Raw genomic sequence first — 14,736 nt, 5'->3', positions numbered from 1 at the left:
TGTTCGCCGCCGACACCAGCCACCGCCTAGCCCAAAAGATCTTCACCGGCGGCTCCTGGAACCCCTGGAACATCCTCAACACCACCCAACTCGCCACCTAACAAGCCTTCAGGAGTAGGTCGCGCCGTTCACGGCTGTCCGGTCGTGAACGGCGCGACCGGGCGGTGGGGTCAAGTGTCGCCGATCCAGCCATGAGTACGTGCGGTGTCGCGCGCGGATTGGAGGAAGCGGGAGATCGTAGGATTAACGGCGGCCACCAGCCACAGCGCCTCCACCTCGACGCTCGAGTCGAGGTCACTTACGTCGAGCGCAACCACACCTTCGGGAAGCCGTCGGCTGACCGAGCGAGGGATCAGGGTGAATGCGCCGGTGGTCTCGCGAAGCTCGGCGACATGAGGGCGTGGCGTCTTGGGCCGCCGAGTCCGGATCCGGCGGGTGTCGCCTCCCAACGCGGCGAGCATCGCGTCGTGGTAGGTCGGCGCGAGATGCCGAGGTATGACGTGGAACACGTCGTCCTGTATGTCGGCGACGGCGATCGCCCGCCGGGCGGCGAGCCGGTGCCTGTGCCCCACCACAACGACCCATGGCTCGCGGCGGAGAGTCAGACGGGCGATGCTCCGGTGATGTGGCAAGCAGCGCCCGATCCCGATGTCGAGCCCGTTGTCGCGCAAACGCCGATCGATCTCGTCACCGGGCAGCTCAGCAGCCTCAACGGCCATGTTCGAGTAACGGCTGAACAGATCATCTAGCAACCGGGGAACCTCGGCGTGCGCCGTGCCGATGGTGTATCCGATCCGAAGTGGGCGGTTGACCATGGCCACTGTGTCAGCAAGGGTCCGTTGTGCCTCCGCCAGCGTGCGGCGAGCACCGGCAACAAACACCTCACCAGCGTCGGTGAGCCTGGTCGGCCTGCGATGGAAGAGCCGAACTCCGATCGTCTTCTCCAGCTCGGCGATCCGCTGGCTGAGCGGCGGCTGCGCCATGTGTAGCTGCCGGGCCGCAGCGACGAAACCGCCGGCGTCGGCAACGGCGACTACATAGCGCATCAGCCGCAAGTCAACCGGGAGGGACAAACTCTCGGGCCGGGCCCGGCCGCCGGGCTCCATCACCTTCTCCCAGTCCTTCTGCCGACGGCCAGGCAAGATATGCATCTGATATGCGTGTATACGCAGCTGGTCTTTGCGCTTGCGTGAACCCTGGCCGAGAATGTCCAATGGTGCCTGCGATCCGTAGCATCGGTCCGGGTCGAACTGTGGCCACTGATGTAAATTTCTGGCCGGGGAGGGAGAGGTGGCGCCAAATGCTTACTGCCGAAGCTGAGGGCACACCATTTACCGAAGAATCCTCGCGTGTGGACCTGCGATTCGGTGATCTCGTGCGCGCGATCCGGCACTACAGGCAACTGACGCAAGAACAGTTGGCCGACAAGACCAATGTGAGTGCCCGCACGATCGCCAACATCGAGCGAGGCGACGTTCGACATCCGCATCGGCAAACCGTGCGACTGCTCGCGGATGGGCTGGGCCTTGCTGGAGGGGCGCGGCGGGGCTTCGAGGCAACGGCGCATCGCGCCTACTGGCGAGCTCTTCTGGACGACGGAGTTGCCGGACCGGTCGAAGTCGAGCCATCGTCGGCACAGCGAGGGCCCGGGCAGGCGGACCTTGAGGTTCCGCACCAGTTGCCTGTCGGCCCGGCGTACTTTGTCGGCCGCGATGATGAGTTGACCGGCCTTGGTCATACGGTGTTCCCACACTCGGGTGCCGGTCCCACTGTTGTACTGATCACGGGTACAGCGGGGGTTGGAAAGACCGCGTTTGCCGTACGTTGGGCACGCGAGATTGTGGACAGGTTCCCAGACGGCCAGCTCTACGTGAACCTGCAGGGATTCGGCCGCACCGGTGTTTCGCTGAGTCCGACGGAAGTCCTTCGCGGATTCCTGGAGTCTTTCGGTGTCCCGCAGGCGCGGATACCGACGAGCCTGGTAGCCCAAACAGGCCTCTATCGCAGCCTCTTGGCCGATCGGCGAGTCCTCGTCTTGCTTGACAACGCGTGTGATCTCGAGCAGGTTCGGCCGTTGTTGCCCGGCTCGTCCGGATGCCTCGCGATCGTCACCAGCCGCATGCACCTCGCTGGGCTGGTCGCGGTGGAGGGAGCGGTGCCGTTGAGACTGGATCCACCCAGCGTTGCCGAGGCGAGGAGGCTGATCGTCCGCCGCTTGGGCGCCGATCGCGTACATGCTGAACCTGCGGCTGTGGAGCAAATCATCGGAAAGTCGGCGCGATTGCCGCTGGCCCTTGCCATCGTTGCCGCGCGGGTCGCGGGTCGACCGACGTTTCCTCTGGCTGACCTGGCCGCTGAGCTGGCCGGCGCGGGCGTGCTGGACGCTCTGCACGCGGGCGACACCGACACCGATATCCGAACGGCGTTCTCTTGGTCCTACCAGGCCCTCACCACCACTGCAGCAGAGTTGTTCCGGCTGCTGGGGCTGCATCCCGGCCCGGACATCACACTCGCGGCAACCGCGAGCCTCGGAGGTATGACACCCAAGCAAGCCCGGACGGTGACGGCTGAACTGGCCAACGCACACCTGCTGACGGAACCTTCTCCCGGCAGATATGCCTTGCAGGACCTGCTTCGCACCTATGCGGCCGAGCTCGCACGCCTCCGCGCAGAGGAGACCGCATCCGCCGTCCATCGGCTGATCGATCATTACACGCACAGCGCACACGCTGCCGTCCTGGCAGCCGGGTATCCTGCGCCCGTCGCCCTAACGCGAACGCGACCTGGTGTCAGCCCGGAAAGGCCTGTCAGCCGTGAAGCCGCAGTGACCTGGCTAACATCGGAACGTCCAACACTGCTTGCGATCGTGCAGTTGGCCACCGACACCGGTCTGGAAGCCCACGCGCGCCGGCTTGCGTGGTTGATCGACATAGTCCTCGAGGCAGCACCTGCAGCCGATGACCAAGGCTCCATGTCTGACTGAATCGGCGAAGAGGTTGATCCTGTATGGATCCCGGCCCGATCGTCGCGACGCCACCTCGGTGGTGCGGCCAGCCTGCAGAGTTGAACGAGGGAACCTCCACCGCGTGCCAGCTTGTTATCTACATAACGGAACGCACCTATAACACTGCAGCAGCGCTCCATCCCAACGACATTGAGGGCGTGCTCGTAGCCGCTGAACACAACGATGGTGATCCACCTACTCGGCTGCGCCTGCATGAACGATCCCTCTTGGACAGCTGCGAACCTGATGGATAGTCGTGGAATCGAATAATAAGGCGAACGGCGTCGAGAGAGAAACACCAATCCTGGCGAGATTTACCTAAGTAGGTTGTTAATCCGTCCAGGAGGGCATCAATATGGACTCGTCCGCCGTCAAGACGCACTTCGGTGTGACGCAAATTGGATACCGGCACTCATACTCAGTAAGAAGACCACGATCGGGAAGGTGACCAGGGTGGGCCTAGATCCTCGGGAGTTCTCCGAGTTTGCCTCGACGCGAACTCAGCAGCTGTTCCGTACCGCCTACCTCCTCACCGGCAATAGGCAGATGGCTGAGGAGCTTGTGCAGGTAACGCTCGGAAAGCTCTACGCGTCGTGGTCGCGGACATACCGGGTGGAGAATCCCGTGGCATACGCGCACACGGTTCTAGCGCGAAGCTACGTCGCGGATCGGAAGCGGAACAGCCGAGAAGTGCCGACCGAAACGGTTCCAGAGCATGCCGCTACCGAACGAGACGTCGCACTTCGGATCGCTCTGTTTGAGGCACTGGCACACCTGTCGCCACGAGACCGGGCAATCGTTGTGCTGCGGTACTGGGAGGACCGCAGCGTGGAAGGCACGGCAGCCGTCCTCAACCTCCGCCCAGGAGTCGTACGAACGCGGAGCATGCGGGCACTTGCACGGTTGCGTGTCCTCCTTGGAAGCGACATCAACGACCTGGCTGGACGCTAGCCCTGAGCTGGCGTGATACGAGATAGGAGAGTGTATGAACTTCGAAGATGGGCTCGTGGAGAGATTGAGTGTCAGCGTTCGGGAAACCCACGCCGACGTGCCTGAACTCGTCGCAGGAGGAATAAGACGAGGAAGACGCAACGTCCGCATTCGGGCCCTTACCCGAACACTCGTGGCCGGTATCGCCTGCACTCTAATAGGCGGTTTCGTCGTTTCAGTTCTGCCACCGGACACAAGACGCGGCGGCGAGTTCGGCGAGGAAGTCGCGTCGCCAAGGAGTGGCACGCCGACGGCCACTCCTATAGAAACCGCCACTATCACACCACAGGCGGCACTCCAGATCGTACTCCACCAGATGCCCGTCGGCGCGAAGACCGAGGGCTACCGAGGCGGGTACCTCCACGGAAAACCTACGATCAATGATGACCTCAATGTCTACGCTGAGATGACCTATGTCGACCAAGAGGGTTCGTCCTACGTCTCCGTGAACGTCGGCATGATTCCGGACAACCGCCCGTGTCCGGTGGGGAACGGACCCGGAGACTGTCATAGAACACGGCTTTCTGACGGGTCAGTCCTGACGCTGAGGCAGGATCGCAGCCACGACTCAGGGCTCATGCAGCGGAGTGCGAGTTTGGTGCATCCGAACGGTCTGTCTATCTATCTGGTCGAGGACAACTCCCGTACCGGAAAGGGTCCTATTTCACGCCCGGAACCCGCGTTGACCCTCCGACAACTTGAGGCGATCGTGACAAGCCCGCGCTGGAAGGAGCAAGTCAGTGCAGACCTCGTCAACCGAGCGGAGCCGTTGTTCCAACCCAGCAGCGCGCGTGGGGCCGGTGCCGCCAGCCGGGTTGCCGTGGAGGCAAAGACTACCGCGCAGCTGCGTTGGGAGGAGTCGCCGACGGACGAAACCGCCGGAATCCTGTACTCGACAGATGCCCAGGCTGGCGCCATGTGGAGTGTCGGTCTGGCCGAATCGGGTCCGCGGAACGACGACTGGAGTCCGTTGGCCTTGCGTCGCGACGGGTCGCACTGGTCCTCGACGCCCCAGCCCGTGGCGTCAGGGCGCCTGAACGATGTCGCGGTCAGGTCTGGCACGGACGTTTGGGCGGTAGGAGAGGAATACACAGACACACTCGGCCAGAAGCCGGTCATTCAGCGATGGGACGGAGCTCGTTGGCAGATCATCGACGCCCCGCCACTCCCGGCCGGAGTGCGCGGCGGGCTCAACACGGTCGCGACAACGGGAGGCACCGAGGAAGAGGTATGGACAGCGGGTCAGGAGGTTGACGCCGACGGCTCCGCACGACAGGTCGTCTACACGCACAGCAACAACACCTGGCGGTCAATCGCCGATTCTGCCATCTCCAATAACACCTGGATCTACGATCTTGCACCGATCACAGACCGAGACGTTTGGGTAGCGATGGACCCAGGAATTGCCCACTTCGATGGTCGGCGGTGGACCCGCCAGGATCTCCCCGGCGACGACAGTGCGATGCTCCTGCAGAGCCTCGTCGCAGCCGGACCGAACGATATCTGGGCAGTAGGGCACCGCCGGGATCCCGTGCTGTGGCGCCGACCGCTCGTCCTGCATTTCGACGGCACCAAGTGGTCGGAGGCGCCAACTCCGGCCGATTCCGCTCAACTCAACGCCGTGACTCTGATCGAGGGCCGGCCGATAGCGACCGGAGAAGACCTGAACACCTCGGAAGCCTACGTTCTTCGGTCGAACGGGAACCGATTCGTCGCAGAAGAGGCCCCATCGAACACGAGCAGCTTGTCCTCCGCAGATGCGGACAGAGAACGCCTATGGGTCGCCGGATCCAGATGGCGTACGGGCTCCACTCCAGACAAGCCCGTGATCGCAACGACGAAGAACTGACAGTTCCGGCCGCCCGCGCCCGCCTGATGACCGGGTTCGGGCGGCCGAGCAGGGCAACCAATTGGCCCGCTGAACTCGCCGACCTTGACGGCAGCGATGACATGGGCGATGCCGATGCAGGCTTGGCGGAGGCCCAGTTCAACGGGAGCAGCCGCACTGCCCGACTGGTGTCGACACGATATACCAAAAGGCGTAGCACGGAAGGCTCGAGTGATGAGTGCGAGTGCGTTGCGCTGGACGCGCCTAGACTACGAGGTGGACGCCGAGCGGGCGTTCGCCGGGTTGTTCGGCGCGAGCCCGTACGCGTTCTGGCTGGACAGCAGCCTGCTGCAGGGGCGGGCGCGCCACTCGTTCCTCGGCTCGGGCTCCGGCGTGGTGGCCGGTGACTTCGACACGTTGCAAGCGCGGCTGGACGAGTCGGCGGGTGTCTCGCTCGCGGGGCTCCCGGCCGAGCTGGCCTGCGGTTACGTCGGATACTTCGGCTATGAGCTGCCGGCGTACGACGGCGTGCGGCGCCCGCACGCGTCGCCGTACCCGGATGCCGCCTGGCTGCGCGCCGACCGCTTCCTGGCCGTCGACCACCTGGAACGACGCACGTGGCTGGTCGAGCGCGGCGACACCGGCTGGCTCGCCGAGGCCGAACGCAAGCTGGCGTTGCTGCCGTCGCTTCCGCCGGTCTCGCCCTCGCCGGGAGTCGACCCGGAGCCGCTGCTGCTACGGGACCGGGCCGGTTACCTCGCCGACGTCCGGGCCTGCCTGGACTACCTGCGGGCGGGGGAGAGCTACGAGATCTGCCTGACCAACCGGGTCGAGCTGCCGTTCGACGGTGACCCGTGGACTGTCTACCGGCGGTTGCGCCGGCTGGAACCCGCGCCATATAGCGCGTTCCTGCGGCTCGGCGACCTGCACGTGCTGTCGGCGTCGCCGGAGTGCTTCCTCACCGTCGATGCCGCCGGGTACGCCACCGCCCGGCCGATCAAGGGCACGTCACCGCGTAGCGGCGATCCGGCCACCGACCTCGGACTGGCCAAGGGCCTCGCCGGCGACGTGAAGACGCAGGCGGAGAACCTGATGATCGTCGACCTGCTGCGCAACGACCTCGGCCGCGTCTGCGAGCCCGGGTCGATGAGCGTTCCGGACCTCCTGCGCGTCGAGTCGTACGCGACCGTGCACCAGCTGGTGTCCGCGATCCGCGGCCGGCTGCGTTCGGACGTGAGCCCGGTCGTGGCAACCCGGGCTTGCTTCCCGCCCGGCTCGATGACGGGCGCGCCGAAAGTCCGGACGATGGAGATCCTCGACGCGCTCGAAGGCCGGGCCCGCGGAATCTACTCCGGCGCGCTCGGTTGCTTCGGTCTCGCCGGCACGGCCGACCTCAGCGTCGTGATCCGTACCGCGGTGATCTCCGGCGGATTGGCACGGATCGGAGCGGGCGGGGCGATCGTCCTCGACTCGGATCCGGACGCGGAGTACGCCGAGATGCTGCTGAAGGCGGCCGTACCGCTGCGAGCGTTCCAGAACGTGTAGCACGCGTGCGCGTGTGGTCCAGGCGAAGGAGAATGACAAGAGCACAAAGCATCCCGGATTCGTATGCATCCTTTCGCATCGTTGTTCCGTCCAGGCCTCGGCAGCCAGGACCTGCGATCGGCGAGGCACTCAGTCACAGCTGACATCGCCGACGCGCCTACCTCTGCTGGATGCGCTGTGGGCGGTCGCGGCCGCGTCGGGCTCGATGCGTGCGTCCTGGCGAAGATTGGCAGGGTTGGGTATCGTGAGCGAAGTTGCGGATGGTGTTCGAAGCCTGACGCAGCGACAATAGTTGAAGACAATTCGCTTATCGGGTTTTCGCTCAGCAAGGGAACGGTGGATAGGCGGGTCTGTATAGCGCTCAGGCGTTAAGACCTGAAAAGCGGAAGGTCGGCGGTTCGATCCCGCCCCTGCCCACACACCATCTCTGACCTGCGAAAACTCCTCTGGGCGAGCAAGCCTGAAGCGGTGTACACCGCTGGAACAGCGGAGACTTTGCGGTCACCAAACGCGCTCACCCAGCGGTTTCCCCAGGGCATGAGCGGTCATCGCACTCGTCAGCCCAAGAACCTTGAGACCGGTGTCTTTTCAACCCGTGATCACGTCGTTCGCGCTCCATCTGCGTGCCGAGCGCAAGTCGGACAAGCCCGTGCGGACATACATCGAGGCCGCGCAATGGTTCGCCGCAGAGCACCTGCGCAAGCACACCGAGCACACCGACTGTGACGAGGTCGGTCGGGCCGACATCGAGCAGCGGAGGGTGTCGCTAGCCGCGTGGGATCGAGTCGGCGATCGAGCGCAGCATGCGGTTGATGTCCTCGTCCGGCGGATCCTTGCCATCGGCGGGTTTGGCGTCGACGACGACGTGCTGGTCGCCGACGCGGATCCCGACGGGCATGAGCTTCCAGTCGGGGAACTTCCGGTACGCACCGTCGCCCACGCCATCGATAGGGGTGCCGATCTCCTGGTGGAACTCGAAGTCGTCGATCGCCGAGGGACCGCCGTTCAGCGCCACGGTGAGCCGCGCGCGCTGGCCGGCGTAGTCGCAGGTAAGTACATTGCTGGCAGTGTCGACATATTGCCGGGCGCCGGTTAGCGTCTTGCCGGCAGCCTCGAGCTCGATCGCGGCGCAGGGTCCGGGCACCAGCCGGGCCGGAAACTTCGCCGCGGCCGGCAGCCGGCTCAGCACGCGCCGCGCGAGGTCGATCGTCGGCTCGGGTTTGGGCTGCTTCTGGAACGTGGCAGCCGTGACCCGGATGCTGTAGTCGCCACGCCGTACGTCGACCTCGATCGGCCCGATCGAGAGCTTCTCACCGCCAGGCTCCGTGATCTCAGTGTCCACGATCTCGTAGTCGACGAAGGCGTACGCCTCGTCACCAGGCAGGGGACCGGCCGGGGCACGGCATAAGGGAGTGGCTTGCCATCCAGGCCGTTCACGTCGGACTGCTTGGGCGGCTCGAAGTCGGTGAGACCTGTGCTGATCTCCACCTCGACGTCGCCGTAAGCGCCCTCGCGAGCTTCGCCGACGAAGTACGTGCAGTGGACCTTCCAGCCTGTGGGTGTCGGCTGTCCTGTCCGCCAGCTGACCTTGAACCCCGAGCCCAACTCCTTGGCAGTGAGCAAGCCGCACTCGTCGAACTCTCCGGCCGCGGCGACCGGGGCCTGCGTGGTGGACCTGCCCTCCGGCTCGTCCGACCGAGCCCCGACGGTCACCGTACAGCCGGAGAACAAGGCGACACACGCCGCGAGGAGCAAGCTGTACCTGATCGATCTCATCCCCACCCCTGCCGATCACGTGCCCTGACCGACAGCCTAACGGCCGTCGCGAAGGCGCAGACGCAGGGAAGGGGCTTCAGGCGCTGCACAACCGGCCGGTGTTCCCGGTTTCCCTGGCCCAGGCGGCGATTCCCACTCGGTTACGTGTTGGGTGGTGGTTTGGAACCAGTCGCGGATGCGGGGGAGGGAGGCGATGGCGGTGCCGGTGTGGTCGAGGTTTCCGAGGTCGAGGATCTCGGCGGTGCCGCCGCGGGCGTGGATGTGGCGTTGGCAGCTTTGGGTGTGGGCGAAGACGACGTCGCGGTCCGCTCGGCCTGCGTACAGCCGGGTCGGGACGGCGGGTGCCCATTCGCACACCTCGTTGGCGCGCAGGGCTGCTGCGAACCGGCCGTGGGGGTGGGCGATCTGGCTCAGAACCGCGGGCCGGAACACCTGCTCGGGTTGGTCGGGCAGACTCGCCTCGATGTCGGTCAGTCCGTGGCTGCCGTCGAACAGCGCCTCGAGGGTGCCGTCGTATGGTGGGAGGAACGCTTGGCTGGGATCGTCGTACAAGTCGTACAGCCGGTCCGAGGAAGTGAGCAGGTAGCTGAGGTAGACCACGGCTTTTGCCGGGTCGGTGCGGCTGGGGTCGAGCACGGCCGAAAGTTCGCCGGACAGGTCGTAGGGTCCGGCCATGGGCGCCAGCGCACGTAGCCGCCACAGGCCGGGATGGCGCTGCACCTGTTGCCCGACCACCATCGCGGCGTGCCCGCCTTGGGAGTGCCCGGTGACGAACAGGTCGTGAGACAGGGGCTGCCCCAGCCGGCCGGCCGCCGTCGTGGCGGCCTGCAGCAGGTCGATGGAGGCGGACGCCTCGGTCGTGGCGTGGATGAACGGATGCCGGTCAGGCGAGGTGCCGAGGCCCACGTAGTCGGGCGCGACCACGGCGAAACCCTCGGCAGCGAAGACCAGCGGCGCGAGCTGTCCCTCGGGCGTGCCCTGGAACGACGACGCGTCGGTCCTGGCCGAGATGGTGCCGTGCTCGTACGACACCACCGTCAGCGGCTCTGGCGCTCCGGCCGGGAGCGCGAGCAGGCCGGATGCGACGGTCGGCCCGCCGGCCGGTGTGCGTGTGCAGTACTCCAGGCGGTACTCCCGTACGCCGAAGCTCGCGTCGCTCGCCAGCCCGCCGCCACGAAGGACGCTGGCGACCTCCTCCCGGCTGCGGTCCAGCAGCGGTGTCACGGTCAGCAGGTGCCCGTGGGCAGCCGGCCGGCAGCCGGCCGGCAGCCGGGAATCGATGCGCCGGCGAACGCGGACGCCGAGGGCACCAGCAATCCCGCGACGGTCGTGGTCACGGCGGCGAGCACGGCGAGACGGCGGAGTGCGGTAGGCATGCCTCATCCTCGGCTGTGCCAAACGTCAATGGAATAAGGGAGAACCCGGACTCTACCCCTTAAGGGCCACGCAAAGCAGTGACAACCTCGCCGCCCAGCCGCTCGACAGGATATCTACGAAACGCCGGCCGGGCTGAAGGGCTGCCGCCCGACGGCAAGGTCGAGACCACGGGCGACGCTTCTGGTGCCGTTAGAGGGCGGTCTGCTGGTGGAAGACGATGCGCCAGCCATCGCCCTCGCGGGTGTAGGTGCTGGTGGCGTACGACAGGAGCTCCACCTGTTTGCCCTGGACCTCAGCCACTACGTGTGCGTGGTAGGTGATGAGGGCGTTGTTGGCGTCCAGTTCGATGACTCGGTGTTGTGACAGGTCGGTCTTGACGTAGTGGTTCTGGTTGGCCTGGATGACCGTGACGACCTGTTCCTTGGCCATCACACCGTACTTGCTCACAACAAGTGCGTCGTCGCGCAATTGTTTGGTGTAGAACGCGCCGTCGCCCTCGCGGTTCGCGCGCCACATCTCGTTCTCGAGCTCGATCAGCGTCTCGATCAGGTTCATTGAGGCTCTCTTTCATCACACGTCGCTTACGGGGCTGCGAGACTCTTGCTCACTCGAACCAGTGGTCGAGGTGGATGTGAGCGCTCTCGCCGAGCTTCGCGTGAAGGCCTCCGGTGCCGCGGAGCCCGATCAGATCGCCTGTGCCGGAGCCGGGTACGACGAACCACTCGCCGTTGACGACCTGTCCCTCGACGGTGCCGGAGTCCTGTAGCAGGAACGTGCCTTGCTTCCCGGCGACCATTCCGTGGACTCGTTCGAGGCCGACGAAGCTGGCCGAGCCGTCGGCTCGTCCGGCTTGCAGGAACGTTGCCACGCCCTCGCCTTCGATATCGCCGCTGAAGGTCTCCTCAACATGGATCATCACCACGTCCATCCCGTCGTCGGACTTGTCGAGATCCTGCGGCTGGTATGTGTGGACGGTGATCACGCCGCTTGCTCGCATTGTCTTGTTCACAGGCTCTCCTTTTGACCGGCTGAGTGCTTCGATGACCAGCCTTCATGTGGGCGACATTAGTGAGATCGGGAGAGATCACGTCCTGTGTCGGGAGAAAGTGCGGCGAAGCGTCACGAAGCTTTCCGCCCAGAGGGCGCCTGTGAAAGGAAAACGGTTGGGTCAGGCCAGCGCGAGGGCGGTGAGGTTGTAGGGGGTGAAGGCGGTTGCCGGCAGTCGCCACGGACCCTGGTAGATGGCTTTGAGCGCGGCCGCCAGTTCGGGTTGGAGGCTGAGTAGCCGGTTCATGCGGGCCCTGCGATCAGCTCGGTCGGGCGTGCCGAAGGCGGTGTACAGGTCGAGCAGGGCAGTGGCGAATCGTAGGCGGGCCATGCGTTCGGCCCGCTCCAGCGCGTACGGGCCGAGCCCGGTGAGCGACCAGTCGTCGGAGGCGAGCAGCAGGTCGGTGAGGACGCGCGCGTCGCGCAGGGCGACGGCCAGCCCTTGTCCGGTGACCGGGTTGCAACGTCCAATTGGTGCCCAGCACCGTGTTCGCGCGGGCCAGCACCTGGCGCATCGCCCAGTACGTCAACGGCCGCGGATCGCCGCGGCGGGTACGCCACACCGGCATCCCGGGCTCTGGGAGCCCTGCCTGATCGAGATAGCAGGCCAGATAGGCAAACGCCTCCGGCGAGGCGGGCACCGGCTCGTGTCGGCGAGAGCCCTTGGAGATCACCCACAGCCGGGCCTTGGCCCAGTCGATGTCGGACAGCCGGATCCCCAGCAGCTCCGAGGCTCGCGCGCCGGAGCTGACGTAGCACGACAACAGGGCACGGTCGCGGTCGCAGCGCATCTGTGCCAGCAACTCGTCCCACAAGGCGTCGGGGATCGCTCGCGGTTGACGATGCGGCACCTTCGGACGCAACCGCGCACGCCGCGTCTGCGCGGGTACGTCCAACGGAGACTCGTGCGCCAGCCGGGCGCGGCGAGCCGTGTTGTCCGGAACCGGGTTGACCGTTGGGCCACGACCGAAGTGCAGATGGAAGTCGTAGAACCCGTGCACGACCGACAAGGCGTGCGCGATCGTCGCCGGGGCATACCCCCCGCTGCCAGCATGGGTTTGCCGGTCTTGGGATTAACGGTCCCCGCTGTCACTGCGCCCGCACCTGTCCGGTGACGCTGCGGGTTGCGAGCCGATCGCAGCCACCCGACAAGCGCGACCGCCTCGGCGTCCGTGGCCTGCTCCCAGCCAACATTCACCGTCCACAACACGCGAAACCAGCGCAACAAGTCATACGCATAGCTGCGGCACGTCAACGGACTGACATCGCTCAGCATCCGATCCCGCAGATAGGCGCTGACCGGCTCGAGTTCGCTACCGGCAACATCGCACAGCACGAACGGCGACGACGGCGAGCGGCCCGCAGCCACGCAGCCGATCCGAGGCAGATCCACCCAGCCATCCACCAAATCCCGACGTACTCCAGAGAGATCATGATCACTAACCATGAGCCGATCCTGGCTGAACGGCTCGCCAAGGTCGAATTGACATGCTCGCTAATGCAGTCAACGGACCGTTCCTGCCCGCCGCTCGACCAGGCGAACATCGACACCCCACCCGCGACCGAACACCGACCATCACCTCACCTGGTTGAAGACAGCGACCCCGACGGGTGCTCACCGTGGTCCTGCCGCACCGGCCTCCACACCGATGCTCAGCAGGCAGCATGACCCGGCCAGACCAGAACACCGCCCCGGACCCGCGACACCTCGGAGCAGCTGAGCGCTTCCGGTCGCCGCACACCAGGCTCCGATGGGTCTTGATCGTCGCGGTCGGCTCCGCCTACATCGGCGCGATCGGTACAGCGAACCTGCTCACGCCCAGCTACGGTCTGATATCGGCCGGGTTCGGGCTGGCCGTGACCGCCGGCACCTACACCGCCGGACTCGCCCTCGCGCTCCGCGACACCCTGCACGACCTTGCCGGGCCGCACTTGGTCCTGGGCGCGATCGTGATCGCAGCCTGGTGCTCAGCGCTGTCCGCCGACCCACGCCTAGGTGTACTCGGCAGAGACGTTGATGGCGTGTTGGTGGTTGTGAATGGGGAGGACCTCCGGGCTTAGTGGAGATGTCTGACGTCTTCACCGGCCCTGGAGGTCCTCGTGTCCCACGCTAATGCTCGTTTGACTCTGCATGGCCGTCGCCTGCTGGTTGAGCGGGTGATCCGGGACGGCCGGCCGGTGGCTCATGTGGCCAAAGAGTTGGGTGTCTCCCGGCAGTGTGCCCATCGGTGGGTGGCCCGGTTCCGCGACGAGGGTGAGGCCGGCCTGAACGACCGCTCCTCCCGGCCACACCGCTGCCCGCGCCGAACCCCGGCCGAGGTCGAGCAGCAGGTCCTGCGGCTGCGGCGGACTCATCGGCGTGGTCAGGACTGGATCGGCCCAGAGCTCGGGGTTCCGGCACGCACCGTGGCGGCGATCCTGCGCCGCCACCAGATGCCCTACCTGCGCGAGTGCGACCCGTTGAGCGGCCAGGTCATCCGGGCGTCCAAGACCACCGCGGTGCGATATGAACACGACCACCCCGGGTCACTGGTCCATGTGGACGTCAAGAAGATCGGCCGGATCCCTGACGGCGGTGGCTGGAAAGCCCACGGCCGCCAGCATGGAAAGACCGGTGCGCAGAAGCGAGCCAAGATCGGATTCGACTACATCCACTCCATCATCGACAACCGTGGACGACCATTCCCGGCTGGCCTACTCCGAAGCCCTTCCCGATGAGAAAGGCGGCACCTGCGCGGCATTCCTGACCCGTGCCGCGGCCTGGTTCGCCGGCCACGGCGTCCGGATCGAACGCGTCATGACCGACAACCACTACAGCTACACCCGCTCAAAAGCCGTCGCCCAGGCGATGAAGACCCTGCACGCCAAACACGTCCTGATCCGGGCGCACTGCCCCTGGCAGAACGGGAAAGTCGAGCGGTTCAACCGCACCCTACAGACCGAGTGGGCCTACCGGCAGGTCTACCTCAGCAACACCCACCGCCTCGATGCCCTTGCACCCTGGCTCCAGCACTACAACACTCAAAGACGCCACTCAGCCATCGGAGGCCAACCCCCGATCAACCGGGACTGTGGATCGAACGGTGTTTCCGGCTTGACTCGCCGGCCTGATGGGCTGGCGGAGAAGGAGTCGGGATGACCGCGACATCGGATACCGCGAGACTGGGCG

Annotated in this window: 13 protein-coding genes and 2 pseudogenes; 7 read left to right on the top strand and 8 right to left on the bottom strand. The window is 65.7% G+C overall.

The features are described 5' to 3' along the window. Positions 1-170: 170 nt before the first annotated feature. On the bottom strand, positions 171-1,214 hold the full coding sequence (locus tag ACYVF6_RS24390) for a LysR family transcriptional regulator (protein ID WP_460524826.1): 1,044 nt from the start codon (positions 1,212-1,214) through the stop codon (positions 171-173). 86 nt (positions 1,215-1,300) lie between these two features. Between ACYVF6_RS24390 and ACYVF6_RS24385 the strand changes: the two genes are divergently transcribed. The 4 genes from ACYVF6_RS24385 to pabB all read left to right on the top strand — a co-directional run bounded on the left by ACYVF6_RS24385 (position 1,301) and on the right by pabB (position 7,367). Next, on the top strand, positions 1,301-2,983 hold the full coding sequence (locus tag ACYVF6_RS24385; RefSeq protein ID WP_460524825.1) for a helix-turn-helix domain-containing protein: 1,683 nt from the start codon (positions 1,301-1,303) through the stop codon (positions 2,981-2,983). A gap of 465 nt (positions 2,984-3,448) precedes the next feature. Further along, positions 3,449-3,955: a SigE family RNA polymerase sigma factor gene (locus tag ACYVF6_RS24380; RefSeq protein WP_460524824.1), complete on the top strand. Its 507-nt coding sequence runs from the start codon at positions 3,449-3,451 to the stop codon at positions 3,953-3,955. Positions 3,956-3,989: 34 nt separating this feature from the next. Continuing rightward, complete coding sequence (locus ACYVF6_RS24375) at positions 3,990-5,843, top strand: hypothetical protein (protein ID WP_460524823.1); 1,854 nt, start codon at positions 3,990-3,992, stop codon at positions 5,841-5,843. Between the two features lie 213 nt (positions 5,844-6,056). After that, complete coding sequence (gene pabB, locus ACYVF6_RS24370) at positions 6,057-7,367, top strand: aminodeoxychorismate synthase component I (RefSeq protein ID WP_460524822.1); 1,311 nt, start codon at positions 6,057-6,059, stop codon at positions 7,365-7,367. Between the two features lie 766 nt (positions 7,368-8,133). On the opposite strand, the gene ACYVF6_RS24365 is transcribed toward pabB, so the two are convergent. After that, positions 8,134-8,709, bottom strand: a complete 576-nt coding sequence (locus ACYVF6_RS24365; RefSeq protein WP_460524821.1) for a hypothetical protein — start codon at positions 8,707-8,709, stop codon at positions 8,134-8,136. A 273-nt stretch (positions 8,710-8,982) separates the two neighbouring features. On the opposite strand from ACYVF6_RS24365, the gene ACYVF6_RS24360 reads away from it, so the two are divergent. After that, complete coding sequence (locus tag ACYVF6_RS24360; RefSeq protein ID WP_460524820.1) at positions 8,983-9,171, top strand: hypothetical protein; 189 nt, start codon at positions 8,983-8,985, stop codon at positions 9,169-9,171. Positions 9,172-9,179: 8 nt separating this feature from the next. Here ACYVF6_RS24360 and ACYVF6_RS24355 read toward each other — a convergent pair whose 3' ends face one another. From ACYVF6_RS24355 to ACYVF6_RS24330, 6 genes and pseudogenes are all read right to left on the bottom strand, one after another. Then, the gene (locus ACYVF6_RS24355) at positions 9,180-10,367 is read right to left on the bottom strand and encodes an alpha/beta hydrolase family protein (protein WP_460524819.1); all 1,188 of its coding nucleotides are present in this window, start codon (positions 10,365-10,367) and stop codon (positions 9,180-9,182) included. Between the two features lie 2 nt (positions 10,368-10,369). Next, positions 10,370-10,519, bottom strand: coding sequence for a hypothetical protein (locus ACYVF6_RS24350; RefSeq protein ID WP_460524818.1), 150 nt, complete (start codon positions 10,517-10,519; stop codon positions 10,370-10,372). Positions 10,520-10,709: 190 nt separating this feature from the next. Continuing rightward, positions 10,710-11,075: a nuclear transport factor 2 family protein gene (locus ACYVF6_RS24345; protein ID WP_460524817.1), complete on the bottom strand. Its 366-nt coding sequence runs from the start codon at positions 11,073-11,075 to the stop codon at positions 10,710-10,712. Positions 11,076-11,124: 49 nt separating this feature from the next. Then, positions 11,125-11,529: a DUF3224 domain-containing protein gene (locus ACYVF6_RS24340; protein WP_460524815.1), complete on the bottom strand. Its 405-nt coding sequence runs from the start codon at positions 11,527-11,529 to the stop codon at positions 11,125-11,127. A 159-nt stretch (positions 11,530-11,688) separates the two neighbouring features. After that, positions 11,689-11,898, bottom strand: a complete 210-nt coding sequence (locus tag ACYVF6_RS24335; RefSeq protein ID WP_460524827.1) for a hypothetical protein — start codon at positions 11,896-11,898, stop codon at positions 11,689-11,691. A gap of 316 nt (positions 11,899-12,214) precedes the next feature. Continuing rightward, positions 12,215-12,358, bottom strand: a pseudogene (locus tag ACYVF6_RS24330) (tyrosine-type recombinase/integrase); the annotation flags it as partial. Positions 12,359-13,232: 874 nt separating this feature from the next. On the opposite strand from ACYVF6_RS24330, the gene ACYVF6_RS24325 reads away from it, so the two are divergent. Both ACYVF6_RS24325 and ACYVF6_RS24320 read left to right on the top strand, forming a co-directional pair. Further along, entirely contained in the window at positions 13,233-13,628 is a 396-nt protein-coding gene (locus tag ACYVF6_RS24325; protein WP_460524814.1) for a hypothetical protein, read from the top strand. A gap of 39 nt (positions 13,629-13,667) precedes the next feature. Next, positions 13,668-14,706, top strand: a pseudogene (locus tag ACYVF6_RS24320) (IS481 family transposase). Positions 14,707-14,736 lie beyond the last annotated feature (30 nt).

The organism is Flindersiella endophytica, from assembly GCF_054779015.1.
The sequence above is the reverse complement of the archived record's forward strand: the minus strand, read 5'-3'. Positions and strand labels throughout refer to the sequence as shown.

Excerpts from the sequence above, each read along its gene's own strand:
- ACYVF6_RS24375 (WP_460524823.1), top strand. The coding sequence starts at position 3,990 with ATGAACTTCGAAGATGGGCTCGTGGAGAGATTGAGTGTCAGCGTTCGG.
- ACYVF6_RS24335 (WP_460524827.1), bottom strand. The coding sequence starts at position 11,898 with ATGGCCCGCCTACGATTCGCCACTGCCCTGCTCGACCTGTACACCGCC.
- pabB (WP_460524822.1), top strand. The coding sequence starts at position 6,057 with ATGAGTGCGAGTGCGTTGCGCTGGACGCGCCTAGACTACGAGGTGGAC.
- ACYVF6_RS24325 (WP_460524814.1), top strand. The coding sequence starts at position 13,233 with ATGACCCGGCCAGACCAGAACACCGCCCCGGACCCGCGACACCTCGGA.
- ACYVF6_RS24385 (WP_460524825.1), top strand. The coding sequence starts at position 1,301 with ATGCTTACTGCCGAAGCTGAGGGCACACCATTTACCGAAGAATCCTCG.
- ACYVF6_RS24345 (WP_460524817.1), bottom strand. The coding sequence starts at position 11,075 with ATGAACCTGATCGAGACGCTGATCGAGCTCGAGAACGAGATGTGGCGC.
- ACYVF6_RS24350 (WP_460524818.1), bottom strand. The coding sequence starts at position 10,519 with ATGCCTACCGCACTCCGCCGTCTCGCCGTGCTCGCCGCCGTGACCACG.